Annotated in this window: 21 protein-coding genes and 1 pseudogene; 4 read left to right on the forward strand and 18 right to left on the reverse strand. The window is 68.0% G+C overall.

What is annotated here, in order from left to right; all coding sequences use genetic code 11:
- Together ABCR94_RS38625 and ABCR94_RS38630 are read right to left on the reverse strand one after the other, a co-directional pair.
- A pseudogene (locus tag ABCR94_RS38625) lies at positions 1-239 on the reverse strand (hypothetical protein); the annotation flags it as partial.
- A gap of 46 nt (positions 240-285) precedes the next feature.
- Positions 286-1,422: a nucleoid-associated protein gene (locus tag ABCR94_RS38630; RefSeq protein WP_347126118.1), complete on the reverse strand. Its 1,137-nt coding sequence runs from the start codon at positions 1,420-1,422 to the stop codon at positions 286-288.
- A 582-nt stretch (positions 1,423-2,004) separates the two neighbouring features.
- Here ABCR94_RS38630 and ABCR94_RS38635 point away from each other — a divergent pair.
- Complete coding sequence (locus tag ABCR94_RS38635) at positions 2,005-3,852, forward strand: hypothetical protein (protein WP_347126119.1); 1,848 nt, start codon at positions 2,005-2,007, stop codon at positions 3,850-3,852.
- Between the two features lie 213 nt (positions 3,853-4,065).
- Here the strand turns inward: ABCR94_RS38635 and ABCR94_RS38640 are convergent, their stop codons facing one another.
- The 5 genes from ABCR94_RS38640 to ABCR94_RS38660 form a co-directional block, all read right to left on the reverse strand.
- Complete coding sequence (locus ABCR94_RS38640) at positions 4,066-5,007, reverse strand: hypothetical protein (protein ID WP_347126120.1); 942 nt, start codon at positions 5,005-5,007, stop codon at positions 4,066-4,068.
- A gap of 738 nt (positions 5,008-5,745) precedes the next feature.
- A complete protein-coding gene (locus ABCR94_RS38645; protein WP_347126121.1) occupies positions 5,746-6,924 on the reverse strand; it encodes a hypothetical protein in 1,179 nt (392 codons plus the stop codon).
- A gap of 39 nt (positions 6,925-6,963) precedes the next feature.
- Positions 6,964-7,851: an AAA family ATPase gene (locus tag ABCR94_RS38650; RefSeq protein WP_347126122.1), complete on the reverse strand. Its 888-nt coding sequence runs from the start codon at positions 7,849-7,851 to the stop codon at positions 6,964-6,966.
- Positions 7,851-8,615, reverse strand: coding sequence for an AAA family ATPase (locus ABCR94_RS38655; RefSeq protein ID WP_347126123.1), 765 nt, complete (start codon positions 8,613-8,615; stop codon positions 7,851-7,853). The genes ABCR94_RS38650 and ABCR94_RS38655 overlap by 1 nt, the downstream gene beginning before the upstream one ends.
- Complete coding sequence (locus ABCR94_RS38660) at positions 8,612-10,276, reverse strand: transposase (RefSeq protein WP_521978796.1); 1,665 nt, start codon at positions 10,274-10,276, stop codon at positions 8,612-8,614. The genes ABCR94_RS38655 and ABCR94_RS38660 overlap by 4 nt, the downstream gene beginning before the upstream one ends.
- A 306-nt stretch (positions 10,277-10,582) precedes the next feature.
- On the opposite strand from ABCR94_RS38660, the gene ABCR94_RS38665 reads away from it, so the two are divergent.
- Positions 10,583-13,312, forward strand: a complete 2,730-nt coding sequence (locus ABCR94_RS38665) for a DEAD/DEAH box helicase (RefSeq protein WP_347126125.1) — start codon at positions 10,583-10,585, stop codon at positions 13,310-13,312.
- A gap of 68 nt (positions 13,313-13,380) precedes the next feature.
- Here the strand turns inward: ABCR94_RS38665 and ABCR94_RS38670 are convergent, their stop codons facing one another.
- From ABCR94_RS38670 to ABCR94_RS38710, 9 genes are all read right to left on the reverse strand, one after another.
- A complete protein-coding gene (locus ABCR94_RS38670) occupies positions 13,381-13,902 on the reverse strand; it encodes a hypothetical protein (protein WP_347126126.1) in 522 nt (173 codons plus the stop codon).
- Positions 13,899-14,444: a hypothetical protein gene (locus tag ABCR94_RS38675; RefSeq protein WP_347126127.1), complete on the reverse strand. Its 546-nt coding sequence runs from the start codon at positions 14,442-14,444 to the stop codon at positions 13,899-13,901. The genes ABCR94_RS38670 and ABCR94_RS38675 overlap by 4 nt, the downstream gene beginning before the upstream one ends.
- On the reverse strand, positions 14,429-15,433 hold the full coding sequence (locus ABCR94_RS38680) for an SMODS domain-containing nucleotidyltransferase (RefSeq protein WP_347126128.1): 1,005 nt from the start codon (positions 15,431-15,433) through the stop codon (positions 14,429-14,431). Before ABCR94_RS38680 ends, ABCR94_RS38675 begins: the two co-directional genes overlap by 16 nt.
- Positions 15,434-15,585: 152 nt before the next feature.
- Positions 15,586-16,608 (reverse strand): ImmA/IrrE family metallo-endopeptidase, encoded by a 1,023-nt coding sequence (locus ABCR94_RS38685; RefSeq protein WP_347126129.1) that lies wholly within the window; start codon positions 16,606-16,608, stop codon positions 15,586-15,588.
- Entirely contained in the window at positions 16,605-17,522 is a 918-nt protein-coding gene (locus tag ABCR94_RS38690) for a hypothetical protein (RefSeq protein ID WP_347126130.1), read from the reverse strand. The genes ABCR94_RS38685 and ABCR94_RS38690 overlap by 4 nt, the downstream gene beginning before the upstream one ends.
- Before the next feature lie 70 nt (positions 17,523-17,592).
- Positions 17,593-18,300, reverse strand: a complete 708-nt coding sequence (locus tag ABCR94_RS38695) for a hypothetical protein (protein WP_347126131.1) — start codon at positions 18,298-18,300, stop codon at positions 17,593-17,595.
- 60 nt (positions 18,301-18,360) lie between these two features.
- Positions 18,361-18,534 (reverse strand): hypothetical protein, encoded by a 174-nt coding sequence (locus ABCR94_RS38700; RefSeq protein ID WP_347126132.1) that lies wholly within the window; start codon positions 18,532-18,534, stop codon positions 18,361-18,363.
- A gap of 179 nt (positions 18,535-18,713) precedes the next feature.
- Positions 18,714-19,163 (reverse strand): hypothetical protein, encoded by a 450-nt coding sequence (locus tag ABCR94_RS38705; RefSeq protein WP_347126133.1) that lies wholly within the window; start codon positions 19,161-19,163, stop codon positions 18,714-18,716.
- On the reverse strand, positions 19,163-20,086 hold the full coding sequence (locus ABCR94_RS38710; protein WP_347126134.1) for a DUF6192 family protein: 924 nt from the start codon (positions 20,084-20,086) through the stop codon (positions 19,163-19,165). The genes ABCR94_RS38705 and ABCR94_RS38710 overlap by 1 nt, the downstream gene beginning before the upstream one ends.
- A gap of 1,123 nt (positions 20,087-21,209) precedes the next feature.
- Between ABCR94_RS38710 and ABCR94_RS38715 the strand changes: the two genes are divergently transcribed.
- Together ABCR94_RS38715 and ABCR94_RS38720 are read left to right on the forward strand one after the other, a co-directional pair.
- Complete coding sequence (locus ABCR94_RS38715; protein WP_347116874.1) at positions 21,210-21,539, forward strand: transposase; 330 nt, start codon at positions 21,210-21,212, stop codon at positions 21,537-21,539.
- Between the two features lie 50 nt (positions 21,540-21,589).
- The gene (locus ABCR94_RS38720) at positions 21,590-22,456 is read left to right on the forward strand and encodes an IS3 family transposase (RefSeq protein WP_347118397.1); all 867 of its coding nucleotides are present in this window, start codon (positions 21,590-21,592) and stop codon (positions 22,454-22,456) included.
- A gap of 28 nt (positions 22,457-22,484) precedes the next feature.
- Here ABCR94_RS38720 and ABCR94_RS38725 read toward each other — a convergent pair whose 3' ends face one another.
- Positions 22,485-23,189, reverse strand: a complete 705-nt coding sequence (locus ABCR94_RS38725; protein WP_347126135.1) for an ISAs1 family transposase — start codon at positions 23,187-23,189, stop codon at positions 22,485-22,487.
- Between the two features lie 244 nt (positions 23,190-23,433).
- Positions 23,434-23,820, reverse strand: coding sequence for a DUF5958 family protein (locus ABCR94_RS39360; protein WP_521978793.1), 387 nt, complete (start codon positions 23,818-23,820; stop codon positions 23,434-23,436).
- Positions 23,821-24,618 lie beyond the last annotated feature (798 nt).

Below are 24,618 nucleotides of genomic sequence, written 5' to 3' on the forward strand. Positions count from 1 at the left end.
ACAAAACGTACGCCTGCTTTGTCGGTGATCTGTTTCCAGGGATCGGTGTAGCCCTTGTCCTTGCGGTACATCTTCGTGTTGAAACTGCTGACTTCCTTGGCCCGGGAGGCCACCTGACAGGCGATCCCCTTGCGTGCGGCGCGGTTGCGGAGATAGGTCTCGGTGGCTTGGGCCGCCGCCTTGATGCGCGGGTGTTCTTGCTGGTAGCGCTGGAAGGCCTCCTGCGCGGTCAGCGGCATGAAAGCTCCACGCGTATCGCGGAAACGAGCACGGTGCCGCCGAGGCTCATGTCTGCGCCGGCAGGATCTCGTCGCCGGTACGAGCGTGCGGCATCCGAGCCGGAGCGAGGACCACGCTCTCGAGCCCCGGAATCATCTCGGTCTGCGACGGCCGTTCCTCGGGCTGGCTGACAGGCTTGAGGTGGCGGCCCGCCGCTCCTCCGCTGCTGGTCTTGGTGAGCTTCCCCGTAACAGTGACTGTGGTGCGGCCGTCCCCGAGGTTCTCCACAGCCACAGTGCCATCCTGTACGGCCTCCAGCGGAGCGACCAGGAAGGTTCCGTTGGCGAGGTCTACTCGCACCTTCTGCAGCCGGCCCCTGATGAGCTCGATGTTCTTGTCGAACGTGCTGGTGGGAACATCGTTCTCGGTCAGGAATGCGGCGAAATCATCACGGTGAGGTTGCTTCAGGTGGGTTTCGAGGAACGTCACGGGGTCCAGGGTCCCGGCAGAGCTCTGAAGCTCAACCATGACGGCCATGAGGTAGTCCACACGCACCTCGGAGTCCGTGAAGCGGCTGTTGACCCACTCCATGGCCGTGTCGTGGAAGCGGCGGGTGAGCTCCCTGGGGTCGTCCTGATGTCGGCAGCCCAGGAACTTCTCGAGGAAGAACCGGGCCACGTCCTTGCCCGATTTCTGAGGATCCGCGGCCCACCCCTGAAGTCCTTGTTCGGCGTTCCCCTCTTCGGAAAAGAGAGCCACTTTGTACACCTTGGACTTCTCGGTGAACAGCAGGTTGGCGAAGTACTGCATGTCGAAGGTGCGCAGACCGTCCGTGACGATCTCGTTGGCCTGCATGCCGGTCTCCTCCTCCAGCTTGACCATCAGCAGGGCGTGCTGATCATCCAGGCGGGCGGAGGCAACCAGGAGGAGCCCTGCCGAGCTGGACCCATTCTGACTGTCGCGCAGCGCATGGGCCAGCTGCCCGGAGACCTCCACGAGGCCCTGCTCCCCGGCCAGGAAACCCCGAACGGCATCAGGTAGACCGGACTTGAGTTCGGGGTCCTCCACGACCTCACGCCCCAGACGGTGAAGGACATCGCGAAGCTTCCCCTGCAAAGCAGTGCGCACCGCATCGTCGAACCGGCAGGCCGTCTCGCTGAGCTGGAGCGGAAGAGGATCCTCCCCCTTGGGGGGCTGGGGCACCACGTGAACAATGGCTTGTTCAACGACGAAATCCCCGAAGTCATTCCGCACTTCCCGCCCCTGCATCCCGGCCCGCACCGCAAGGCCGAACATCGTCCATCTCCAAGCGCGATCCCGGGACGCTCTCGCGCCCGGACCGACGCACGTTCGTGCCATTGCCGCGCTGCGTCAGAACAGAGGCCTGACAGCCTCTCTATCCGTGCGCCATGCGAGTAATCGCGGCGCTAATCGTAACGGAGCGTGTATCGGGCATAGACGGAATACCGACAATGGTGGCCGAATCTCGGCATCAAAAAGGCTCCTGCCGGCAGCCGACGGCAGTACGACAGTGCAGCCCGCCCGTAGCGGTGTCCGAACCCGGGGCGATCTCGGACGACGACGCCGTTCGATGCGGCAGGACTCGGCGTCAAGCCTGACGGCGGCGGGGCCGGTGAGACGCACTGGCCCCGCCGAGCACCATGCCAAGCCTCATGTGTCTCTTTGATCCTGCCGTCAGACCTGGAGGTAACCACCTGAGACGTCACCCATTCGGCGGCTGCTCGTTGTCGGAGTGAACCATTCACCTGATGCGAAGGAGACCTGGTGGGCCCGTCGTTTGTGATCGAGCGGCTTGAGTTCAAACGCGGCGGCATCTGGTACGTCCGGCACCTCAAAGGCCTGGTCACCTTCCTGGTCGGCCATTCGAAATCGGGAAAGTCGACCGCGCTGGAGACGCTGCTCTATCCGCTCGGGTTGAAGACCACGCGGGTGATGCCCGAGGTGCGCAGCTGCGACCAGCTGCGCCTGGTGTTCCGTGTCGCCGGCACCCGTTGGCAGGCCACCCGCAGTGGTTCCGACCCCCGGGCCCAGGTGCTCCTGAAGAACCTGGACCGTCCCGACGAGACGGAGAAGGCGCTACCGGTCAGCTCGTCGAAGACCGGTGAGATCACGGCGAGTGGGTTCGTCCAAGATCTTCTCGGCCTGCCGGCTGCCGTCCGCGGGAGCACTCGGCTCACTCTGGACAGCTTCTACAACACCGTCCTGGCGCTGCGACAGAAGACGATCGCCTCCGATTTCCTGGGCGGTGTGCCGGATGCTTCGCGGATTTTGGTCATGGAGGTGGTCCTCGGACTGTGGAACGAGGCCCTCGCAGGGCTGGAGAAGAACGCTGCCGAGGCAGAGGCGCGTTACCGGACCGCACGCACCACTCTCTCCCAGTTCAAGAAGCTTCGTGACTCAGGTGCCCTGAGCGATCCCGAAGCCACGCGGGCCGAGTACGAGCAGAAGGTCCGGGAGCACGAGGCAGCCTCCCAGCGGTGGCAAAAGGCGGCCGCCGCTTTGACGGAGGCACTCGGGGAGCTGGGCCGTCTCACGGCGCTGTTCAAGGCCGCGGAGCAGCACCGTCGGAAGGCGGCCAAGCAGGCCGATGCCGCACAGGCGAAGCTGAGCGGCGCGAAGGCGGACCTGGCGCGTGCCGAGGGCGTGCGTGATGCCTTGTTGGTGCCGTCGCAGAAGGAGTGCACGCTGTGTGAGCAGCGTCTTCCGGAACGCTTCCCCGGGCGCTGCCCGCAGTGCGATCAGCCTCATCCGGCAGGGGAGAACCGGCGTACCAGGCTCCTCGCTGCGGCGAGCGCGAAGGTGGACCGGCTTCGGTTGAAGGTACGCGAGCTGGAAGATGTCGTGACCGCTGCCGTCCGAGTGGCGGTGGAGGCCGAGCAGGCTGCGGCGCGCGCCCTCGCGGACCGGGACGCCTTCGAGGGGCAGATCGTTGCTGGGGCCCGTAGCGCCGCGCAGCAGGCGGAGAAGGAGGTTTTCGGGCTGAGTCGGGATGTTGCCCAGCTCAAGCGGCAGACCGAGCGCGCCGACTACATCCGGGCCCAGGAGCGGGTGATCAAGGAGGCGAAGGAGCGGATGGAAGCCGCTCGGGGCGCCCGGGATGCCGCTCAGGCCGCTGACGGGGTCCGCCGCAAGGAGGTCACCGGCCGTTTGTCGGCCTTCTTCCTTACGCGGCTGCGGCAGATCAACCCCGCCGTCGAGACCGCGCATGTGGATCCGCAGGACTTCACCACTCTCGTCAAGGAACGCGACGAGAGGGACAAGACGTTCGACGACAGTTCCGTCGCCGGGAGCCCGAAGGTCACGACGAACGTCGCTCTGCTGCTTGCCCTGCGCGACCTCGGCCGTATCGACGCAGCGGTCCGGATCCCCCCGCTGATGATCATCGACTCGCCTCTGGCCGGACTCGGGGCGACGGGCCTCGATCACGACACCAGCCTGCGTCTGATCGATACCCTCATCTCCATCGCGGACGAGCCCTGTGCCGACGGCTACGCCTGCCAGGTCATCGCCGCCACCAACGACCCTCTCCCCCGCCCCTACCCCGGCGTGAGGGAAATCCCGATCAACGAAGGCCACCGGTTCTTCGACCACGCCCCGCCCCGGAAGAACTGACCCCCTTGCATCGGGCAGTACCGCGGCGACGGCGCCGCGGTACTGCCCGATGGCGTCTGGGCGGCGGGGTTGACCGACGGACGATGTGCGTGTCCAAGGCCGCGCTGCGGCAGATCCCGGTTCCGGCAACGGTGCCGCAGCCATCGGCCGGCCGGAAAGGGTCCGTCGTGCCGCAGGTGGCAATTGGTGACGCCGCCGGTGCGGTAGCGGCTTCTAGAAGTGGTCTCGCTTCAGTGATTTCAGCAGCTTGGTGTGGGTGGGTCCCAGACCGCGCGTCGGCTTCATGCTGCGCCGCAGGTCATAGGAGTCGGGCTTGGCCATCGGGCGGGCCCGCACACCGACGATGCCGGGTCCCAGGAGGTAGTTCGTCGTCACGATGGTGGCCTGGTGTGCCAGGAGGAATTCCAGGACGCGCAGTTGCTTGCCGCTGTTGCGTGACAGGCGGCTCAGGGCGGAGAGCGGAACGACGGAGCCGGGTTGGCTCTGCACGTAGCGCAGCAGGTGGATCAGAGCCTGATCGAAGCGCGGGTCGGTGCCGGAAGCCACGACTGGCTGGCCCTCGCCGACGGGCCGTGCGCTGCTGGGATCCGCGTGGAACATCTCCTTAACGCCGGGCAGTTCGGGTTGCGGCGCCTGGGGAAGGGCGTAGCTTCCCTCTCCACCGGACGGGGATTCCATCACGTTCGACAAGGCGGTCAGGCACGCCCACGCGCGCGGGTAGGCGACATCGAGGCCTGTCAGGGTGTTGGAGTTGACCGGCTTGCCGGGCTGTTCCAGGAGAGACCGGAGCGGATTGGTGGCAGCTTCGGTGATGGCTGCTATGTCGGCGGCCCCGATGGGGCCGCCGAGCGCGTGGAATTCCTCCAGCGTGCTGTTTCGGACGGCGACGACCACGGCGGCTCGCAGCCACGCCGGCGCCGACACGGGGCGGTGCTGACTGACTTCTTCCAGGAAGGGAGTGGCCAAAACGTCCGCGTACTCACCCGGCAGCGCCGCCAGCATTCGCGCACGCCGGATGACGTCGACGACGACACTGTCCGCGTCGGCGTCGGACAGGCCCGCCCGGGACAGGAGGCTCGGCAAGGTTGTGCGGCAGAACCCGCTCACGAACTCCGTCTCGTGGATGCTGTCGCCGCGTGTGTACGTAATCGTCATACCCGCCCCGTCCCTGTACTGCCTTCCTCCTGGCAGCCTAGATTCCCGTCGATCGGTCCACCGTATGAACCGGACATCTGCCACCGCGCGGCATGGTTCCACGTGCCCTCGCGGCGGGTACGGCGTTGAAAGGGGCGGCACAAGGTGATGTGAGGGGAGTGCGTGTGTCGTACGGATACGGTGGCGGCCCCAACTGGCCGATGATCCAGGCACGGCGTCAAGCCGCGCAGGAGAGGCGAGCTCGGCGCGCGGGCAGGCTGCGAGCCTCAAGGCGACGGCTGATCGGTGGAAGGCGGCCTTCGAGGCGCTGGCCGATCACGTGCGAACAGCAGCAGGGCGGACCGGTACGGAACACAGCGACGATGGCCAATGCGGATGTTCGTCATGCTGGGACGCGCTGATCGCCAGGCCCGCGACGGAGGCGCAGCCAGGCGACAGCCCGACCTGTGGGGCGAGCACCGCGGCGTTCTCGTTCACCGGCCTCTTCGGAGACGGCGGACCGCAGCCCCGCCCATGAACAGTCTTCCTGCCGTCGGGGCCGTGATGTCCAGGGCATGGGGGTTGGTCCTTGGCTCGTCTCCTGGGTCTCAGAGGCGGTCATGGCGAGGGATGCCTCATCGGCATATCGGTAAGGAGGAAGCGGTCTGGGGGACGGCACCGGCATGAGGTCTCCGGGAACAGGCTTCTTCACGGCGTGTCTGTCCGTGGTCTACGGCCGGCGGTGGGTGCGGTGGGCGGTCATGGGCGAGTCCGTCGAGACGTTCTCCGGGAGGCCGGCAGACCGGTGTGGCGGACCGCTTCGTGCAACCACTTCTCGTAGGTGCCGAATTCATAGGTGGGGCGCTGTGGGGTGGGCGGCAGTATGCCGTCGTACCACTGCACTGGGGGCGGTGCGGCTGCCTTGTGCTTCTTCTTGCGGCGGGGCGGCGTGGGTTGGGGCGGGCGCAGGCGGCAGTGCTCGGCAAAAGCGGTCAGGGCGGGAAGGGTGTGCTGCGGGCCGGCCAGGAGGGAGCCGTCGCGTGGGGAGAGGTGAAGCAGGTTGGCCGCGGCCAGCAGGAAGGGCCTGGCCCAGGGCGGGACGGTGTAGGTGCCGCAGCCTGCTGTGAAGCCGTGGCGGCGGGTGCGGAATGGGTCGTGGAGGGTGAGGGTGGTGGCGTCGGGGTCGAGGTGGCTGTAGTGGACGGTGGAGAGCTGGGAAGCAGACGCGCCCGTGGCGACCGCGATGGCCAGCGCGGCGGCAAGCTGGGGCACGGCGGTCCGGGTGGCCAGGCGGTGGACAACCTGGTCGATGGCGTAGGCGCGCTCGGGGACGTAGGGGTGGCCGGCAGGGCCGGGGGTGCAGCGGCAGGTGGGCAGATCCTGGTGGAAAGCGAGGTAGGCCAGGGCAGGCACGGTGATCCAGCGGCCTTCGCCATTACGTCGCGGCGGGGCGATCTCAGGGGCCGGATCCAGCAGGTGACCCGGCGCATCGCCGGTGGATACGGTGTGATGTTCGACGTGGCGCAGCGCGGTCCGCATCACGGCGGGCGGGCGCCTGGTGTGGCAGAAGGCGACCAGGTGCACACCCGTGCGCTTGCGCAGGACCAGCAGGCGCGACCAGCATTCGGCGTCCAGGAGGTGCGCACGCAGCACGAGGAGCCGGGCGACAGGCAGGGCGAGGATCCAGGCAGCAGCGGTGTTCCAGACGGGCGGGCCCTCTTTTCCCCAGTTCCCCGGCAGTTCGGCCGGCTTGCCGAGGGCGGCGAGGATGTCGAAGCCGAGTGTCTGGCTACGCACCGCGGGGGCGGGGTGCACGGTGACGTGGCCGGCGGGAAGGTGGTGCGCGGCCAAGGCGGCACGGGTGACGGCGACATCGTCGGCGGGGTCCAAGAGCACAGTGACAGGCGCAGCGGACGGGAAAATGATTCTTGTGCTCATGGCGGCGTCACCGGCGCGGCTGGTGGTACGGCGGGACGGTCACCGGGTGTCCTGGTGCGGCAGGAGACGGGCGCCCAGCAGGTCCTCCAGCACCGGGTAGTCCGCGATGCCGCCCGAGGCGCGCAGTAGGCGCAGCGTGTGGTGGGTGGCCTGGGCCCAGCGGCGGAAGTTGCCGTGACACAAGCGTGTATCGAGCAAGTCCACAGCATCGGGGTCGCTCGTCTCCCACAACGGGTGGAAGCGCGGGATCACCCAGCGCACCTCTTCCGGGGTGAGCGCGGGGATCGTCAGCCACACCGCGGTGCGGGAGGCCAGCATCTTCTGGCGGCGCAGCACCGCCAGGCCCCGCTCGCCGGCGGCCAGGACGATCGCCAGGCAGGTGCCGGCGTCGTCGAAGAGGTAACGCAGGTACTCGAAACACGCGGCGTCCAGCCGCTGGGCCTCGTCCACCACCAGTAGGTGATCACGGCCGGCCAACGCCTTCCGCAGGGCCGTATCGAACACCCCCGGGTCCTCGGTCCGTACATCGGTGAGGTTCAGGGCGTCGGCGAGGTGAGCGCGCAGGGCCGCCGGGGTCGGGGCGGGGCGCGGCAGGAGACGGATCAGACGCGCACGGCGGGCGGGCACAGCGCCGGAGGCCAGCACGGTGTCGAGGGCGAAGGTCTTCCCGCATCCGGCATCCCCGTACAGGCACATGATCGCCCGCTCGTTGACGGTCTGCTCCAGGCCGCGGACCAGGTGCTCGAGTACGGGGACGGGGACGGTGGCCGCGCCGGGCAGGGACAGGTGGTGCCGTGGCGGATACGACGGGCGGCGCCGGACAGCCGGCGTGGGGGCGGCGGACGGGCGGGCCTTGAGGGTGCGGGCCGGTAGAGAACGGGCCGGTGCCTGTGAGGCGCGCGAGGACGCGCCGGTGGTGCGGCCCATCAGTTCTCTCCCAGGCGGCTGAAGGCCCACCGCAGGACCTCGGTGTCCACCCGCTGTCGCTGCAGCCGCTCGCAGCCGATCCGGACCTGCGCGGTCAGCCAGGCCCAGTTGCGGAAGTTGCCGTGTGCGGCGTGTTCGTCGGCGAAGACGATGTCATCCGCCTTCGCGTTCTCCCACACCGGGTGGAACAACGGGATCACCTCCAGTACCTCGGCGCGGGTCAGGGGCTTGAAGCGCTGCCAGATGAAGATGCGGGAGGCGAGCATCGGCTCCTTGCGCAGCACCGTGTAGCAGCCCTGGCCGCCGACGAACACCAGGGCCAGCTGAGTGCCGTAGTCGTCCCACAGGTAGCGGAAGTACTCGAACACCTCGGAGTTGAGCCACTGCGCCTCGTCCACCACCAGCGTCCGTGGCTTCGTTGCCAGGGCGTCTTTGAGGAGCCGGTCGAACTCCGACGGGGCGCCTGGGGCATCGCCCTTCAGGCCGAGCGCGGCGAAAATCTCGTGCCGGACCGCGCGGGCCGTGGGCCGGGCGCGGAAAGTGATCCGCCGTACCTCCTCGCCGGGCTCCAGCTCGCGCAGGCACGTATTGACGGCGAGGGTCTTACCGAACCCCGCGTCCCCGTATACGCACATCATCGCCCGCGCCCCGATCGTGTCAGCCAGGTTCTGGCGGGCACGGACGAGGGCAGCGGTGGACACGATGTGCGCGCCGGGCAGCGACAGATACTGGTCCCCCTGGGCCGGGGGCAACGTTCCGGTCATCGGTCCTTCTCTCCCTCTGTGCTCTCGCCCGCATCCGGGCCGTCGGCTCCGTCAGCCGGTGCGGGCGGGCTCTGGGGGTGCTGCCCTTCGCGCAGCGAGGCCGGAGTGCGCCAGTGATCCGGGGGCGCAGCAGGCGGGATGAGATCGGGCAGTGCCCACTGGGCCGCGTCGCCAAGCCGGGTCCTGGCCGTCTCCTCAGCGGCCTCGGCCGCGGTCAAAGCGCCGAGTTGCTCGGGCTGTTCGGCGTGGGTGACTGCGGCGTAGCGGGTGCGGGTGTGCCGGGAGGCGGCAGACAAGGCTCGGGCAAGGCGCCGCTTCTCGGCGTCCTTGCGGCGGCGGTGGGCTTTGCGCTGTTCGGCGGTGGCCGCATCCGCCAGATGTGCCGGCCCCAGATACCTGCCCGAGGCGGCGTCGAACACCTCGATCTCGTGGTCGTGGTGCGGGATGTAGCGGATGGTCACCTTCGTGCCCGCGTCCGCGCCGCCGTGCATCCACTCCCCCACGTAGTAGCGGTTGTTCCAGCGCACGCCGCTGGCGGTGAGTGTGCGGGTGCGGCCGTCGTCGGCGAGCGTGAACCGGTGCAGCAGATGAGGCTGGACGTCCTCGATAGGGGTGGGATCGGCCCGCCACGCCTCAAGCGGCGTGAGGCCGTCGAGGGCCTGCGAGGTGTGCTCGGTGTTCCACCATGTGACCCATTGAAGGAGCCTGCGGACGAACTCGGTGAACGGCAGCGGGGGCGTCTCGTCGATGAAGGGATTACGGGCGCCGGGGCGCACCCGCATCGAGGGAGCGTGGGTATAGCGGGGCAGGGAGGCGAAGAACATCCTCTCGGCGCACCTGTTCAGGTTCTCCACCGAACCCTTCAAGTCCGGCCGGTACGCGGGCAGGTCCTGCAAGGGCACCGCGAAGTACCCCAGGGCCTCGGCGACCGTGGCCGAGAGGAAATCGGCGCCGCGGTCGATCCGCACCAGCGAGGGCAGGCCCCCGATCGGCCCGTAGGGGCCAGTCGGCTTCTCATCCCGCGAGAGCGCGATCCGCAAAGCAGCCAGGATCGCGTCCCTCGAGGGCTGGTGCGGCGTGACAGCAGCACCCGGCACCGCGTTCGTGGCGCAGTCGATGAACCACGTCACCCACGGGAACACCAACTCCCCGTCCAGCATTACCTCGACCGGGACATGCTTGTGATCCGCCTCCCAGCAGGCATTACGCCACAGCCTCGGGCGCCGCAGATGCACATCATGACGCCGCCGGGCACGCTCCCCACCGGCAAGAGCCGCACGCTGCCCCGCGTTGAGATCGAGGCGGATCGCCCGGTGCAGTGTCGCCAACGACGGTGTACCGGGCACGTCCCCGCCCTCGGCGCGGGCCACAGCCGCCTCAGCGACCAGATCCCGGTGCAGCGCGGCCGCGTTCCCGCACCATGCTGCAAGCCGCCCATGCAACTCGTCCGTGAGGTGGAACCGCTCCCGCCCGGCCGGCTCCATGCGCCCTTGGCGGCCATCGTCCAGCCAGCGCCATACCGTCCGCAGCGACACCCCCACCGACTTGGCGACCAGCCGCGCATGCCCTGTGGTCAACTCCCCGCGCCCGTCCAACGCCAGCAGCCTCGCCACCGCCTGCTCACGCCCCAGCAACCTGGGCACCAGCGAGGCGGCCTCCATGCCCCCAAGATCAACGCTGACCAATTCCGTCCCGGCCATGCCCTACTCCCTGGCACCGACGACCCGTACCCCTTCCCACGAGGCACAATCCGCCAACCACCAAGCGATAAAGCAGAGTTCAGGGAAAAACCCGTCCGGCACAAGACCCGGCCGCTACACTGCCCCGCCGCTCAGGAATCTGCACCAACCTGACCAGCACCCCTGCATCCCACTGTCACCAACACCACGTCATACCGATGACACCACCTCGAACAACACCCCAGGCCAGACCCACACAACCACCCAGCGACACCCACCCCACCACCAGTGACACTCTCACTCAGATTCGCATCTGCGATTCAGCTTCGTGAACACCAGGTGGACGCGAATTCGCGTATCCGTAAGTGGGTCGGATTCCCTTCGAATAACCCTGTGCCGGAACATGGGGCCCGGGCCACCATGGTGTCCGCGACCGGATCCGGGAAGACCTACACAGCCGCGGCGGCCGCGCTGGACCGCTTCAGGAACGGCCGGATCCTGGTCATGGTGCCCACCCTCGACCTCCTCGTGCAGACCGCCCAGGCCTGGCGCACCATCGGCCACCGCTCCCCGATGGTGGCGGTCTGCTCGCTGGAGAAGGACGAGGTCCTGGAGCAGCTCGGGGTGCGGACCACCACCAACCCGGTCCAGCTCGCCCTGTGGGCCGGGTCCGGGCCGGTCATTGTGCTGGCTACCTACGCGTCCCTGGTCGACCGGGACGATCCCCGGCAGCCGCCTGCGTACGTGGCCCCGTACGCAGGATCCAAGCCGGAGAGAGAGGAGCCGAAGAAGATCCGGGGCCCGATCGAGCAGGCCCTGGCAGGTGGTGAGCTGCTGTACGGGCAGACGATGGCGCCGTTCGATCTCGCAGTGGTGGACGAAGCGCACGGGACCGCCGGGGACCTGGGACGACCGTGGGCGGCCATCCACGACCAGCAGCGGATCCAGGCCGACTTCCGGCTCTACCTCACCGCCACCCCACGGATCCTCGCCGCTCCACGCCCGCAGAAGGACAAGGACGGCCAGGAGGTGGAGATCGCGTCCATGACCTCCGACCCGGACGGGCCCTACGGCACAAGGATTGTCGACCTCGGATTGTCGGAGGCCATCGAGAGAGGCGTCCTTGCCGGCTTCGCTATCGACGTGATCGAAATCCGCGACCCGGAGCCGATCCTGGGCCTGTCCGAGGAAGCGCTGCGGGGCCGGCGCCAGGCGCTGCTGCAGACCGCGCTCCTGGAACACGCGGCCGCCCACAACCTGCGCACGATGATGACCTTCCATCAGCGGGTGGAGGAGGCCGCCGCGTTCGCGGAGAAGCTGCCCGAGACGGCAGCCGAGCTGTATGCCACCGAAGCGTCCGACACGTTCCTCGAGGACGCCGCCGCGCTGCCCCCATCCTCCCTGGGAGCCAAACCGTACGAGCTGGAGCCCTACCGCCACGTCCCCGCGGACCGGGTATGGGCAAACTGGCTGTGCGGGGACCACTTCGTGAGCGAGCGGCGCGAGGTGCTGCGGCAGTTCGCCAACGGTATCGACGCCGACGGCAAGCGGGTCCACCGCGCCTTCCTGGCGAGCGTTCGGGTCCTCGGGGAGGGCGTGGACATCGTCGGCGAGCGGGGTGTCGAGGCGATCTGCTTCGCCGACACCCGCGGCTCCCAAGTCGAGATCGTCCAGAACATCGGGCGCGCCCTGCGGCCGAACCTGGACGGCGCCACCAAGGTCGCCAGGATCATCGTGCCGGTCTTCCTCGCGCCCGGTGAGGACCCCGACGACATGGTCGCCTCCGCCTCGTTCCGCCCCTTGGTGGCCGTCTTGGCCGGACTCCGCAGTCACGACGAACGCCTCGTTGAGCAGCTCGCCTCCCGGGCGCTGTCGCGCGGCCGGGAGCAGCGGCACATCCACGTCGAGCGGGACGCCGACGGGCGGATCATCGGAGCCGGGGAGTGCGAAGGTGATGGCGAAGAGGGGCAGGAGCAGGGCGAAGCCGCGGTGGAGTCGGCCCTGCTGCACTTCTCCAGCCCCCGCGACGCCGCCACGATCGCCGCGTTCCTGCGCACCCGGATCTACCGACCCGAGTCGCTGGTGTGGCTGGAGGGCTACCAGGCCCTGCGCAGGTGGCGTCGGCTGCACCACCACACCGGGCTGTACGCCGTGCCGTACGACACCGAAGTGCCCCTCGGAGTCACCGTGTTCCCGTTGGGTCGCTGGGTGCACCAGCAGCGACGCGCCTACCGTGCCAACGAACTCGACACCCACCGCAAGGAGCAGCTGGACGCTGCCGACGCGGGGATGGTCTGGGAACCAGGAGACGAAGCGTGGGAGACGAAACTCGCCGCACTTCGCTCGTACCATCGTGCCCACCACCACCTCGCCCCGCGCCAGGACGCCATCTGGGGCCAGACCGAAGCGGACCAACAGCCGGTCGGGCAGCACATGGCCAACCTCCGCCGCAAAGGCGGCCTGGGCAAGAATCCAGAACGCGCCGAGAACCGGGCGCAGCAGCTCACCGCGATCGACCCCGACTGGGACTGCCCGTGGCCACTCGACTGGCAACGCCACCACCGGGTGCTCCGCGAACTCGCCACCGACGAATCCGAAGGCCGGCTGCCCGACATCCAGCCCGGCGTGATGGTCGAAGGTGATGATCTGGGGCGGTGGATCCAACGGCAGGCCCACAACTGGGCACAGCTCTCCGCAGCACAGCAGGAACGGCTGACCGGGCTCGGCATCACACCCACCCAGCGGCCCTCCGCCGCCCCGGCACGCAAGGGCGCGGACGCTGGGCCGGGGTCGGCGGCGTTCACGCGGGGCGTAGCCGCCCTGAAGCAGTACATCGCCCGGGAGGGCGCGGGCAAGCCGGTACCCCGAGGGCACAGCGAAGAAATCGCAGTCGACGGCGAGGCCGAACCGGTGTCTGTCCGGCTTGGCGTATTTCTGAGCAACACCAAGACGAGGCGGGACAAGCTCACCGCCCCGCAGCGCACCGCCCTGGCGGAACTGGGCGTCGAATGGGCATGAGGGCGGCACAGCGGCAACCGGTCGTTGAACCAAGCAGTCAAGCGAAGTGCACGGCAAGGCCCGGGTCGTCATGGCAGGATCCCGTGGCGCTTGAGCACGCGGCGGAGCAGGAAGGCGGGCATTAGCCGCCGGTGGCCGAAGCGGTAGGTGAGGGCGCGTTCCATCGTGCTCACGATGTGCTGCTGGTTTCCCATGCCGAAGCCGCTCAGGTTCATCTGTGCGGCGGTCGTGATGGGCGATGCGTTCCAGGCGTCGTTGCAGGCCTGTTTGAAGGGCGCGTCAAGGCTGGTGAGGCAGTGGGCGAAGACTTCGCTCAGCACGGGGCTTTCCGTCGAGATCCAGGCGCTGATCTCGGCGAGGCCTTCTTGGAGGTCGTGGCCAGTCGTCGCGAGCGCGTTGAGGACCTCGTGGTCGTCGCTGGTACGGCGGCGTATTCGATAGGGGTATTCGATACGGGCGACGAGGAGTTTCACGGCGGCGGCGTAGCGGTCGCGGCGGACGGTGGCGCCGGCGCGCAGGCCGGTCAGGATGTGCCCGAGGGCTCCGGCGACGACGGAGGAGCCCAGGGCGAGGATCAGTACGGTCGTCAAGGTTGCGGGCGTCGCCGAGGATGCTGTGAGGGGTGCCGGGTCCATCGGCGGGCCTCCTGTTGAGTTTCGGGGGTGCGCAGCGGGTGGATGCCGTGGGCGGGCTGGCCGTGCGGGGCATCTTCGGTCGGCCAGGTGCCGGTGCGGCGCCAGGCCTCTTCATATAGCAAATGCCGGTGGACGAGGGTGATGAAGGGTTCCAGGCCATCGTCGGGGATCCAGCGCAGAGCTGCATCGTCATCGGGGTACTGCAGACACAGGTCCTGGAGTGGGGGTGGGTTGCGGTGCTTGAAGGCGCGGTCGGCCGAGTTGAGTGGGAAGGCGTGGACGGTGTGGTCGGGGCGGATGGCGAGGCGGACTCGTTCGGTGGGGTAGTTCTCGCGTTCGAGGGCGGGCAGCGGACGGAAAGTGAGTTCGATCAGGGCGGCTCCGCCGTGCCCGGTGCGGCCGGCGGCCTGCTCCACGCCGAAGACGGCGTCGGAGTGGAGCAGGTGGTCGGCAGCAGCGGCGGGGTCGGCGAGCACCCGGTTCAGCGGGTACGCCATGACCGTGCCGGACGGGCGGGCTGCTGGCCGCGCGGGGAGGTGACGGCGCGGCCGGTGGAGGTGATGCTGCCGGCCGCCAGGGCGCGCAGCGCGTCGGCGGCGCTCTGGGCTTCGGCGCCGGGGAACGGGTCTCCGATCAGGCGGTGCCAGATCTCGATGGCGGCGGCGTGCTGGCCGTCCTCTTCCAGGCGGCGGGCCTCGGTGGCGCGGCATGCCGCATCGGCGAGCGCAGTAGCGTAGGCGGAGCGCAGTGCAACGGTCCAGTCGGCGGTGAGGTCGTCGACGCCGGTGGGATCGAACACCGCGCGGGTGACGGCCTGGGCGGCGTGGGCGAGGGTATCGGCGAGGGCCTGGGAGTGCTCGAGCGGGCTGGCGACGGCCTCGTAGGTGAGCGCCTCCCACAGCAGACCGCAGGTGTCGTCGAGGACCGGATGGTCCTTCTTGAAGGACTTCAGCATGCGGACCTGGTGGACGAACCGTCCGCCGGTGGCCTGGTTGCGGGTGCTGATGACCCGGTTGAGGGTGCGGGTGTTGGACCACTCCCAGGTGTCGTTCTCGCGGTCGGCGATGAAGACGATCTCGCTGTCCTCCTCATCGAGGGCGGGCACAAGGTCGAAGGTGAAGTCCAGGTCGGGGAAGGTGACCTGCAGAGCGTGGGCGGGGGCGTCGTCCACGTCGAACTGGGCGTCGGGGTACTTCTGGGCGATGGCCTCGCGGATGAGGCGCATCGCGTGGGCGGGACCGCCGGGCCGGCGCAGGATCTTCTCCAGACGAGGGTGCATCCGGATGACCATGTCGACGTCCTTGAGCGGCTTGAGCATCGTCTTACGGGCGAAGCTGCCTTGCAGGAAGGTGCTGATAGCCAGGCCGATGGTCACCAGATGGTCAGTGATGTCGTTGTGCCGCTGCTGCGCGCTTTTGCGCTCGCGCACGTCGAGGTTGAGTTCCTCGTCGAAGGCGTCGAAGGCGCCCTTGGTGCTGTCGTTCATCGTTCTGTCGTGCTCATTCCTGCCGGCCTCGAAAGCGGCGGTGCCCGGCGCCGGCTCCGGGGTCCCGTGTGTCGTGGGGCGCCCGGGACGGGCGCCTCATTGGGGACAGACGACGTAACTCGGCGGTAGCGGGGCGGGTGTGACCGGGAGGGTCAGTCGCAGTCGCGGCAGCGGTCGCTGTCGCCGACGTACATGGCCGCGGGGTGCAGGACGAAACAGGCGGTGCACTGGCGCTCAGCAGTCTTCGGGGCGCAGCCGCAGCGGTCGCATTCGGGGCAGGGGGCGGACTCGCAGCGGGGGCAGGCTGGGGCGTAGGAGGTGAAGTCCTCGCCGCAGTGCGTGCAGATGTAGTCGCTGCCCTGTGGTCCGCTCTGGCGCGCGGAGGGCGAGAAGGGTTTCCAGGGGGCGAGGTCGGTGACGGCGACGGCGAGGAAGTAGCCGCCCATTTCGGCGGTCTGCAGGTAGAGCTCGTCGCCGAGGATGCCGTCGCGATAGGCGAGCCGGGCGCGTCCCTCGGTGCGGCCCCGTCCGGTCAGGGCGGTGCGGATGGCCGGGACGCGGCTCTGGTCACTGCCGCGGCGCAGTGGGGGAAGGCCGTGGGAGGCGGCGAAGGCGAGGCGGCCGTCGGTGTCGAGGAGCAGGATGTGTCCGGGGGCGGGGAGGCGTTCGCTGGCTTTGACGCATGTTGCCATGCGGGAGGCGTTCCCGGCCCGCCACAGGGCGACGGCAGCGTCAGCGGTGGGTCCGTCGACGGCGACGTACTGGTCGGCGAGGGTGTCGGGCAGGAGGATTTCGGCGGCGAAGGCGTCGCAGGCCGCGTCCTCCAAGGCGGTTCCGTTGTCGGGCTGGGCGAGCAGGGCGCCCATGAGTTCCACCACGGTCTGCTGCAGGTGGTGGCCAAGTTCGTGCAGGGCGGTGAAGTCGCGGCGGGCGAGACTGGCGGAGCGTGCGACAGCGAGGACGGGGCGGGTGCCGGCGAAGTAGGCACCGGAGACGCTGCAGCCGCCGCCGGAAGGGGCGTCGGGTACGTCCCTTACTTCCAGGCCCGGCCATTGGCGTAGTTCGTACAGAGCGCTGGTGCCCAGACGCTCGGCGGCATCGGGATGGTCCTGGTGCAGGACGGCGAGTATGGCCTGGGCCTGGGTGCGGGCCACGGCGCGGCGCAGGTAGTTCACCGGTCGCCGTTCTGGTCAAGGTGGACGTCGAAGTAGCGGTCCACGCGGGCAGGCCAGTCCGTCTCCGTGGGTCGCTCCTGTCGCGCTGCCAGGGTGAGGGTGGCAAGGACGGCCTGCTGGCGGGCGTCGCGTTCGACGGTTCCGGTGAGCTGGGCGAGCCGGCGGATCTGTACACGCCGGGCGGGACGGCTCAGTTCGTGCACTAGGCGCTCAGGCAGGGCGGGGTTAGCGGCCAGGACCCGGTCCGTGGGCAGGCCCACAAGGGGCGCGAGGAGGCTGGCTTCGTGCGGGGTGAGCGGAGCTTGTGCGCGCAGAAGAGCAAGTGCGCGCGGGGGCTGGATGCTCAGGTGCCGGACCAGTTCGGCGGGGCCGAGACCGTGTTTTTTCAGCAGCGCGGCGAGGCTACCGCTGCCCTGCGGTGCCCAGCGTACGGCGGCGAGGTAGTCCATGGTGTCGGCCAGGGTGGCTCGGAACTCGGCCGCCGGTGCTGCGGGACTGGGAAGGGGGCCTCCGTAGCGGTAACCGGTGGCGGTCGGGGCAGGAGCGGCATCGGCCTCCAGAGGGACGGACAACTGGCTGACCTGCCGGTCCAGTACGCACCAGGGAAGGCGGCTGCGCAGGCCGCGCCAGAGGGCGAGGGGTTGCTCCAGGGTGGAAGCGTCTGCCGGGAGCAACAGAGTGTCGGCGTCGTGGAACCGGGTGTCCATGGAGATCGGGACGGCGTGCACGACGGTGTCGTCGACAGCCGTGACGGCCACGATTTCGACTGCGTTCTCCCACACGGCGCGCCAGATCTCTCCGGGGTGGGGATCGCCGGGTGTGGCTGCGGCAGCGGTGCGAACGGCTTCGGGGACTTTCAGCTGCGTAGCTGCGGCACGCAGTCGCTCGTATGCGCTGCTCGATGCCTGACTCATCGGGCGGCCCCCATTCTTCCCTCGCGGTGGTCTGTTCCCACTATGGACAAACGACGTCACTCGCCGGGCGTCAGGGTGGATCGCCGCCGCGGCGCAGCAGCACTGCGACTACGTCGCGTGGATCGCTTCCGTCGCCGGTCAGCGCCAGTCTGAGTTTCTCACTCAATGCTTCCATGATCGCGTACGTCTGGTGGGGTCCGATCCCCAGAAGGGTGGCCACTTCAGCGGGATCATCGTCGAGATGCGGCATTAGTCGCCGCTCCTGCGGGGACATCTCCTGCCAGATCTCCCCGGCGGCGATCTCTGCGCCTACCGGATCGGTTTCCTGCTCCTGGCCGCCCACCGGGTCGATCAGAGCGCCGTCGTGCGCGTACAGGGTGGTGAACTGGGGTGGGGTGAGGAGATCGAAGCGGGCTTCGAGGGCTTTGGCCAGGTCCTCCTCGCGGACGGCTCCCCCGGCGCCCTCAAGTACTGCCGTCAGTACTGTCATCAGCGCTTGCACCGTCGCCTTCGGGGTAGGGCCGGAGTGGTTCCAGGCGGTGATCCACACCCCTCTGGCCTCCCATGCGGCGCGGACGAGTTCGTCGAGTTCGCCCTGCCAAGTGGCGTCGATCGGATGGGCGGTCAGCGCCCAGCGGGGCGACGTACCAGGCACCTTGCGGAAACGGTCGTCCTTGTCGAGGCGCTTCGCGAAGCGCCGTCGGAGCTTGCCCCGGTCCGTGCTCTTCGCCTCGTCGATCAGGAAGTTCCTGATCGAGGTGAAGAACATCTTCTCCAAGGAGGTGTCGTCGACCGCCCGCAGGAAGCAGTTCGTGATGAACCGCTGATTGGCGCCCTCCTAGGTGATCATGCGGTGCAGGAGTTCGTCGACGGCGTCATCGTCCCACCGGCTGTGGCCCTGTGGTGGCGGGAAGGTTCGGGCCACCTGACGGCCCAGACGGCGCAGCAACTCGAGTCCGCACACCCCGAGGTGGCCGTCGCGCGCCAATTCCTCGTATGCCCCGCCCGGCATCGACCACCCCCGGCCTCGCCCTGCGGACGGCGTTGTCCGCATAGACCTCCTGCTATACACCTCTGCCCGCCATCGTTAGGCGCGCCACGCCGTCTGGCTTGCCACGTGAACAGGGCGCAAATGTTTCGTGCCGGGCCTGCCGGGCGCGGCGACGGGGCGGGCTCGCATGCTGTCGGTCTTCACTGTGCGGTCGGGGCTTGGAGACGGACGGCGAGCTGGGCGGAGAAGGCGGCGCCGCGCATCGGGGCGGCCGCTTCGATCATGCCGGTCAGAGCAGTGTGGGCGACACGGAGCTGTGGGGTGACGTTGTTGGTGTCGGTCAGCGGGGCGATCGCGCTGCGGTGCAGGCGTACCGCCCGGTGGTAGAGGAGTTCGATCTCTCGGTTAAGCGCGAGGACAGACAACTGCGGGTCGGTGGAGACGAAGTAGCGTCCCAGGGCGTAGAGGAAGCATTCGCGGGTGAGAGGACACATCTGGTCGCGGTCCCAGGTCTTGGCGGCCTGGAACTGGTGCGGACTCATGTGTTCGAGAGCGGCGGCGCGGGGCATTCCCTCTTCGTGGGTCGCCTTGACCAGGTCCCACAGTTCAAGGCCCAGATCGGACTGGGACCGGCGCCCAGGATAATTCATCACAGACCACCGCCGTCGTCGCCTATGAGGCGGACCAGGGCCTCGTCCATGTCGGAGCCGCCTGTGGTGACGACGTGTTCGCACCAGTCGCAGACGGCACGGACCTTCTTCAGACTGTCCAGGACCGCGGCCTCCTGCTCCGTGGTCAGCTGCTCCTCCTGAGCGGCGACGACCGCATTCTGCATGGTGACGCAGAAGCTCGTGCACTGCCCCAGGATCTTCAGCACCGCTGCCGGCGTCTGCTGATACTCCACCGAGGGAACAGGCTGCGGGCTGTCAGTGCGTGGGGAGGGCGAAGGCTGCTGCTGGCTGCGGTTCTGCGCTTCGATCCGATGACCTCGATCCCGCTGAGCGTCCCGCACCGCCTGACGGAAGGTCGGGTCTTCCATGGCCTTATCGATGACCTCGGTACGCTCCGCGAGCTGCGCCACCGCGTGAGCAGCTTCTTCAGTGACCCGTAGGAGCCGCTTGGCCTGGACGATCCGTTCGGGGCCCGTGCTCGGCGTTTCGGGGAGGGAGTCGCGGGCCCTGAGGGCAGCATCCGTATGCCACTGGCCGTGCTGATTCGGATCGAGTTCATCAGAGGGCTCTTCGCGGATGAGGGTGAACCGGTTGGGGACGGCCGCGAGGTGTTGGTGGACGCTCCACGGAACGTCATCTCGGCGCATCTCGGCGGGCCATGACTGGGCCACGTATCGATATTTGCTGAGGGAGCTGAGTGTGGAGCGGATCTGCGCGGCGTACACGGTGAGCGTCGTGGTGATCTCACCGTGACCGCGCGGGTTGACGTTGATGATCTCGTTGAGCAGATCGCCCATGTCGAAATTGCTGGTGCTCTTGGAGCGCATAACGCGCCGGCCCTGCTTGACGAACTCCAGCCACTGTTCGCGGGTATAACCCGCAGGGACTTCCAGCACACTCATCGTGGGACTCCGTACATCGAGCCCGGCTCTGCCCTCACACCCCAGGCGGCAGTAACGCCGCGTGCCGGCACAACCCGACAGGCTTCACGTTCTCTTGGGAGCATCCCGCCGGCCACGTATGGACGGTAGGCACGCGAGGGCGCGTTAAGGCAGGACATGAAGCACGAAAGCGGGACGGCGCGGTAGAACACGCCCCCCGTGGACGTGGCCGCTCGGATTTTCCGCGCGCGCCCCCTGATAGCGACTGCGCATCGCCCGGGCCGTCGCTGGCAGGTCAAGCAAGACAGAGCGCCCGGCACCCGCGGAGAGACGACGCAGAAATAGACGTGGGCCTGCACAGGGTGCGAGAAACAGTCGGCTCCCGGAAGCCAGTGAAGCCGTCCATGCCGGACGGAAGACTGTGGACAGCTCTGCAGGTCTTCCTTCACCGACCGGTCTCCATCAGCGTCGGCGGGTCATCGCCAGCCGGCGGGCAACGCAATGGAGTGGGCTTTGATGCATCACCGCACGAAGCGACAACTTCTCTTTCCTGCCTGTCTTCCCGTGGGCGGCATCGACGGATCCTGCACCGGAAAGTGAGAACGGCCGTCGTGCGCTGCCCTTCTTGGGGATGCTGGAGAGATGGTTCCCGGGGTCTTCCATGTGTCTCCTCTCGCCGGTGAAACGACGTGGTCGTTCTTGTGCCGGGCCGCCGCCTCTTACGGTATGGAACCTGAGGCGCTCCTGTTTTGGTGGGAGCAGATGAACGGTCGTCCCCGGCACACGGGCGGAGGGCCTCGGTGGGCAGGGCTGTTGCAAAGTCGGATTGATCTTGTAGGTGCGCTGGTCGTGGCGGTGTGACGGTGTTTGGCGAAGGCGCTACGAACGCAACGAAGCTCCCGTTGATGCGGGTGACCTTGCCAAGTCGCCTGCGCCAACCGGAGCTTCGATGTGCCGTCAGTCTGCCAGCATCTGTCTGATCAAGTCGCCGTCGCGTCAGCACCGCGGGCTCGTGCATCTGCCGGAGCGGCTGGCCACGCTGGCTGACCCGCGCCATCGGCGGGGGAAGCGTCACCCGTTCGTGAGCGTGCTGTGAGGTTCCCCCGAGATGCGGAGGGCGATGACAGCGGGTCAGATGGTTCTCATGAGAGGAACTCTGACCATGGCCGCTCCGAGGAAATATCCGCTGGAGTTGCGTGAGCGTGCGGTGCGGATGTATCGCACCGCCGAGCCGAAGCCCCAGATCAAGCGCCTGGCCATTGAGCTGGGGGTCCACCCGGAGGCACTGCGCGGCTGGATCCGCCAGGCCGAGGCCGACCGCGGCGAGCGCGACGACCGGCTGACCACCGAGGAGAAGGACGAGCTGGGCCAGCTGCGGCGGGAGGTGAAGGAACTGCGCCGGGCGAACGAGATCCTGCGCACGGCCTCGGCTTTTTTCGCCCAGGAACTCGACACGACCCGGCGCAGGTACTGACGTTCCTCAGCGAACGCAGTGACCTCGGTGTCGAGCCCGTACTCCGGGAACTGCACGTCCCCTCGTCCACCTACTACCGCTGGCGCCGGCAGGAGAAGGAGCCGTGTGAACGCCGCCGCCGTGACGCGGAGTTGACGACCAAGATCGAGGAGATCCATGCCGACTCCGGCGGGATCTACGGCTCGCCCCGCGTGCATGCCGTGCTCAAGCGCGAGGGCGTGGCCATCGGCCGCAAGCGGGTCGAGCGATTGATGCGCGAGGCCGATCTGGCGGGCCTCAGCCCACGCCGCACGGGCAAGGGCTTCACCCGCCGCGACCCGACGGCCACGCTCGCCCCGGACCTGGTGCAGCGGGACTTCACCGCTCCCGTGCCGAACCGGCTGTGGGTCACCGACCTCACCATGATCCCCACGGGTGAGGGACCGCTGTGGCTCTCCGCGATCCGCGACGCCTTCTCCCGCCGGGTGGTGGCCTGGGAGACCTCCGCCCGCGCGGACGCCGACCTGGTCCTGTCCTGCCTCGAGTACGCCCTGGCCAGCCGCGAGCCCGTGCCCGGCACCTTGATCCATCACGCCGACCACGGCTGTCAATACACGTCCATCAAGCTCACAACACGGCTGGTACGTGCGGGTATTGAGGGGTCGATGGGGTCCGTGGGCGACAGCTACGACAACGCCCTCGCGGAGAATCTGTGGATGCTGATCAAGACCGAGTGCGTGCGCGGACGCGTCTTCGTCACCCGGGCCGAGGCCAACCTCGCGCTGTTCGAGTACATCGACGGCTTCTACAACAGCCGACGCATCCAGAAACGCCTCGGCTACCTCAGTCCCATCGAGTTCGAGGAGAAGCACTACGCCAACCAGGCGACGACCGAACAAGCGAACCTGAAACCACGTCAACCCATCCTGACCAGCTGATCAGCACCTCCCGCACACCGGGGGAACCTCACCGCGCGGTGACCTTGTCCCATGGCAGGGACCGAAGCGCGGCGGACAGGCCCGGCTGGTTGGCCTTGACCACGAACAGGTAGTGCGCGTGCTTCTCCTCGACGAGGAAGCGAGCGTGCTCGCGCTGCGTGTGCAGGGCGTCGGCGGTGACCACGGTGCCAGCCAGGTCGAACGGGGCCAGCAGGCAGGCGAAGCCGGTGATCTCGTTGGTCTTGTCCGGGACCCGCAGCTGGGTGACGGTGCGTCCGGTCCCGGTGACCGCGGACAGCAAGCGGGCGGCCGGGGCGTCCCCGGTGCGCGAACCGCGCGCGCTCTTGCCGTCCAGGGCCAGACTCCCGGCCCCGGCCGGGGCATATCCGAGCAGGTCGGCCAGGCCGCCGGGGCACACGGCCAGCAGCACGCGGCGGATGGTGGAGGTACTCGGAGCGGTGCGCACGCCCAGGGCACCGGTGCGGCGGACCGCCAGGCGGGCGAGGGTGTCCTGCGGAGCGGAGCGGGCCCACTGGCCGATGGCGAGGTAGGAGCGGGCGCCGGCCAGCACCGCGCAGGCGGCCATCAGCAGCACCGAGGTCAAGGTGTGGCGACGGCCGCGCCGATCACGCGGGTCGGGAAGGGTCTCCAGACGGTCCACCACCTGCGGGATCTCGCGGTGTTGACGTGAGGGCGACTTGGTCAGGCAGACGGTGGCAGACTGGCGGCACATCGAAGCTCCGGTTGTTCAGGGCGACTTGCGAGGTCACCCCGTAAACCGGAGCTTCGTTGCGTACGTGACGCCCCTCCAAGAGATCACCAGCCCGCCGTGACCAGCGACGCCACATGATCACCCCGACTTTGAATCAGCCCTGCCTGGTGGGGGCTCCCATTTTGCCTGCCGACCGAATTCAGGTAGTCGTGGCGACCGGTACTTGATGGCGCTGCCGAGCGGCCGAAAGGCCCGCCGATCACTCCTATGTCAAGTTATGCCAAGCGTGGCTACAACTTCCTCGGCACTCCAGCTCTCTCCGCCGTGTATCCGCCACGACGAAAGTGGAAAGGAGAACACGAAACGCTTTCACATACTCAGCTTCAGGAAGATTAATAATCTTTCCCATTTGCTGGAGTAGCGGTTCCCTGACAATCAGAACAGCGGGATTTGCTGTCGGCTTCACTCCGGATCGCAAAACGCCCTCTCGACCGTCCTCCGCCGTTGCGTGGGCCTGCATGGAGTAGCGAACCACTTCATGCAGTACCGCCTTTTGCTCGACCTGCTCCAGGGAAGAGAACCAGCTCACCCCCTCTTCCCACTCAAGGAGCCCCTGGGCAACCTCGTTGATGATTCGTTCCGACGCTTTCATTGATCACCGAATCCGGGGCTCGAATATGACATAGGGCTTACTCGGATCCAATTCTGCATAGTCTGGCCGGCTTGGATTGTAGTTCTGCCAGAAGTCGCGCCCTCGGCCACTTCCTTCACCATCCCCGGTCCCCCTTGGCATGGAATTCTGCTGACTATGCCGAGACCTCGACGGGCCAGACAAAATGTAATCCCAGTCCGATGCCGGGTTAGCGCTGCCGTTCGCGCGGCTTCCGACTACGATGACCGGCTGGCCGGCCTTGTCGGCAGCATTTTGGATACGCCGCGCATCGTTCGGGCTGATCCCGGCTTGTGATGCAGTTCTGAACCCCGGCCCACCACCACTTTTCTTCCCCTTCCCAGGCTTAAACCTTCCTGCGCCGACAATTGCGGCCAGGGCGCCCGGGACGAGATACGCATCTCCGGCGGTGTCGATTCCCTGGTCGGATACCCACTTGTCGTAATCCTGGCCGAGGGTGCAGTCATCTACGTTCGGGCAGCTCCCACTCAAGGGCCCATAGAAGTATTCGGACATGTAGACGGCGTTCCTGAGGAGTCCCAGGACTGCCGCGTCGCCTGCTTTGGAATCTGGAGGTCCGGCAATAGCGGATGGCTCCACCGGCACACAGGTGCGTCCGGTCACGCCGCAGGAGTAGCGTTGGCTGCTGCCTGATCCTCCGGTGCTTCCAGAGGAGGTGGTGGGGGCGGTACCGCCCCCCCCACCTCCCCCTGCTCCGGGTGCGCCCCCTTGACCATCGGTGTTGCAGCTGGCTGAGTGATTTCCGCCGTAGCAGTTATC

The sequence above is a fragment of the Streptomyces changchenzhani genome (genome assembly GCF_039766235.1).
Taxonomy (GTDB): domain Bacteria; phylum Actinomycetota; class Actinomycetes; order Streptomycetales; family Streptomycetaceae; genus Streptomyces.

Excerpts from the sequence above, each read along its gene's own strand:
- ABCR94_RS38690 (WP_347126130.1), bottom strand. The coding sequence starts at position 17,522 with ATGAGTCAGGCATCGAGCAGCGCATACGAGCGACTGCGTGCCGCAGCT.
- ABCR94_RS38710 (WP_347126134.1), bottom strand. The coding sequence starts at position 20,086 with ATGAGTGTGCTGGAAGTCCCTGCGGGTTATACCCGCGAACAGTGGCTG.
- ABCR94_RS38725 (WP_347126135.1), bottom strand. The coding sequence starts at position 23,189 with ATGTGCCGCCAGTCTGCCACCGTCTGCCTGACCAAGTCGCCCTCACGT.
- ABCR94_RS38705 (WP_347126133.1), bottom strand. The coding sequence starts at position 19,163 with ATGAATTATCCTGGGCGCCGGTCCCAGTCCGATCTGGGCCTTGAACTG.
- ABCR94_RS38715 (WP_347116874.1), top strand. The coding sequence starts at position 21,210 with ATGAGAGGAACTCTGACCATGGCCGCTCCGAGGAAATATCCGCTGGAG.
- ABCR94_RS38655 (WP_347126123.1), bottom strand. The coding sequence starts at position 8,615 with ATGACCGGAACGTTGCCCCCGGCCCAGGGGGACCAGTATCTGTCGCTG.
- ABCR94_RS38650 (WP_347126122.1), bottom strand. The coding sequence starts at position 7,851 with ATGGGCCGCACCACCGGCGCGTCCTCGCGCGCCTCACAGGCACCGGCC.
- ABCR94_RS38675 (WP_347126127.1), bottom strand. The coding sequence starts at position 14,444 with ATGGCGTACCCGCTGAACCGGGTGCTCGCCGACCCCGCCGCTGCTGCC.
- ABCR94_RS38700 (WP_347126132.1), bottom strand. The coding sequence starts at position 18,534 with ATGCCGGGCGGGGCATACGAGGAATTGGCGCGCGACGGCCACCTCGGG.
- ABCR94_RS38640 (WP_347126120.1), bottom strand. The coding sequence starts at position 5,007 with ATGACGATTACGTACACACGCGGCGACAGCATCCACGAGACGGAGTTC.
- ABCR94_RS39360 (WP_521978793.1), bottom strand. The coding sequence starts at position 23,820 with ATGAAAGCGTCGGAACGAATCATCAACGAGGTTGCCCAGGGGCTCCTT.
- ABCR94_RS38680 (WP_347126128.1), bottom strand. The coding sequence starts at position 15,433 with ATGAACGACAGCACCAAGGGCGCCTTCGACGCCTTCGACGAGGAACTC.
- ABCR94_RS38660 (WP_521978796.1), bottom strand. The coding sequence starts at position 10,276 with ATGGAGGCCGCCTCGCTGGTGCCCAGGTTGCTGGGGCGTGAGCAGGCG.
- ABCR94_RS38645 (WP_347126121.1), bottom strand. The coding sequence starts at position 6,924 with ATGAGCACAAGAATCATTTTCCCGTCCGCTGCGCCTGTCACTGTGCTC.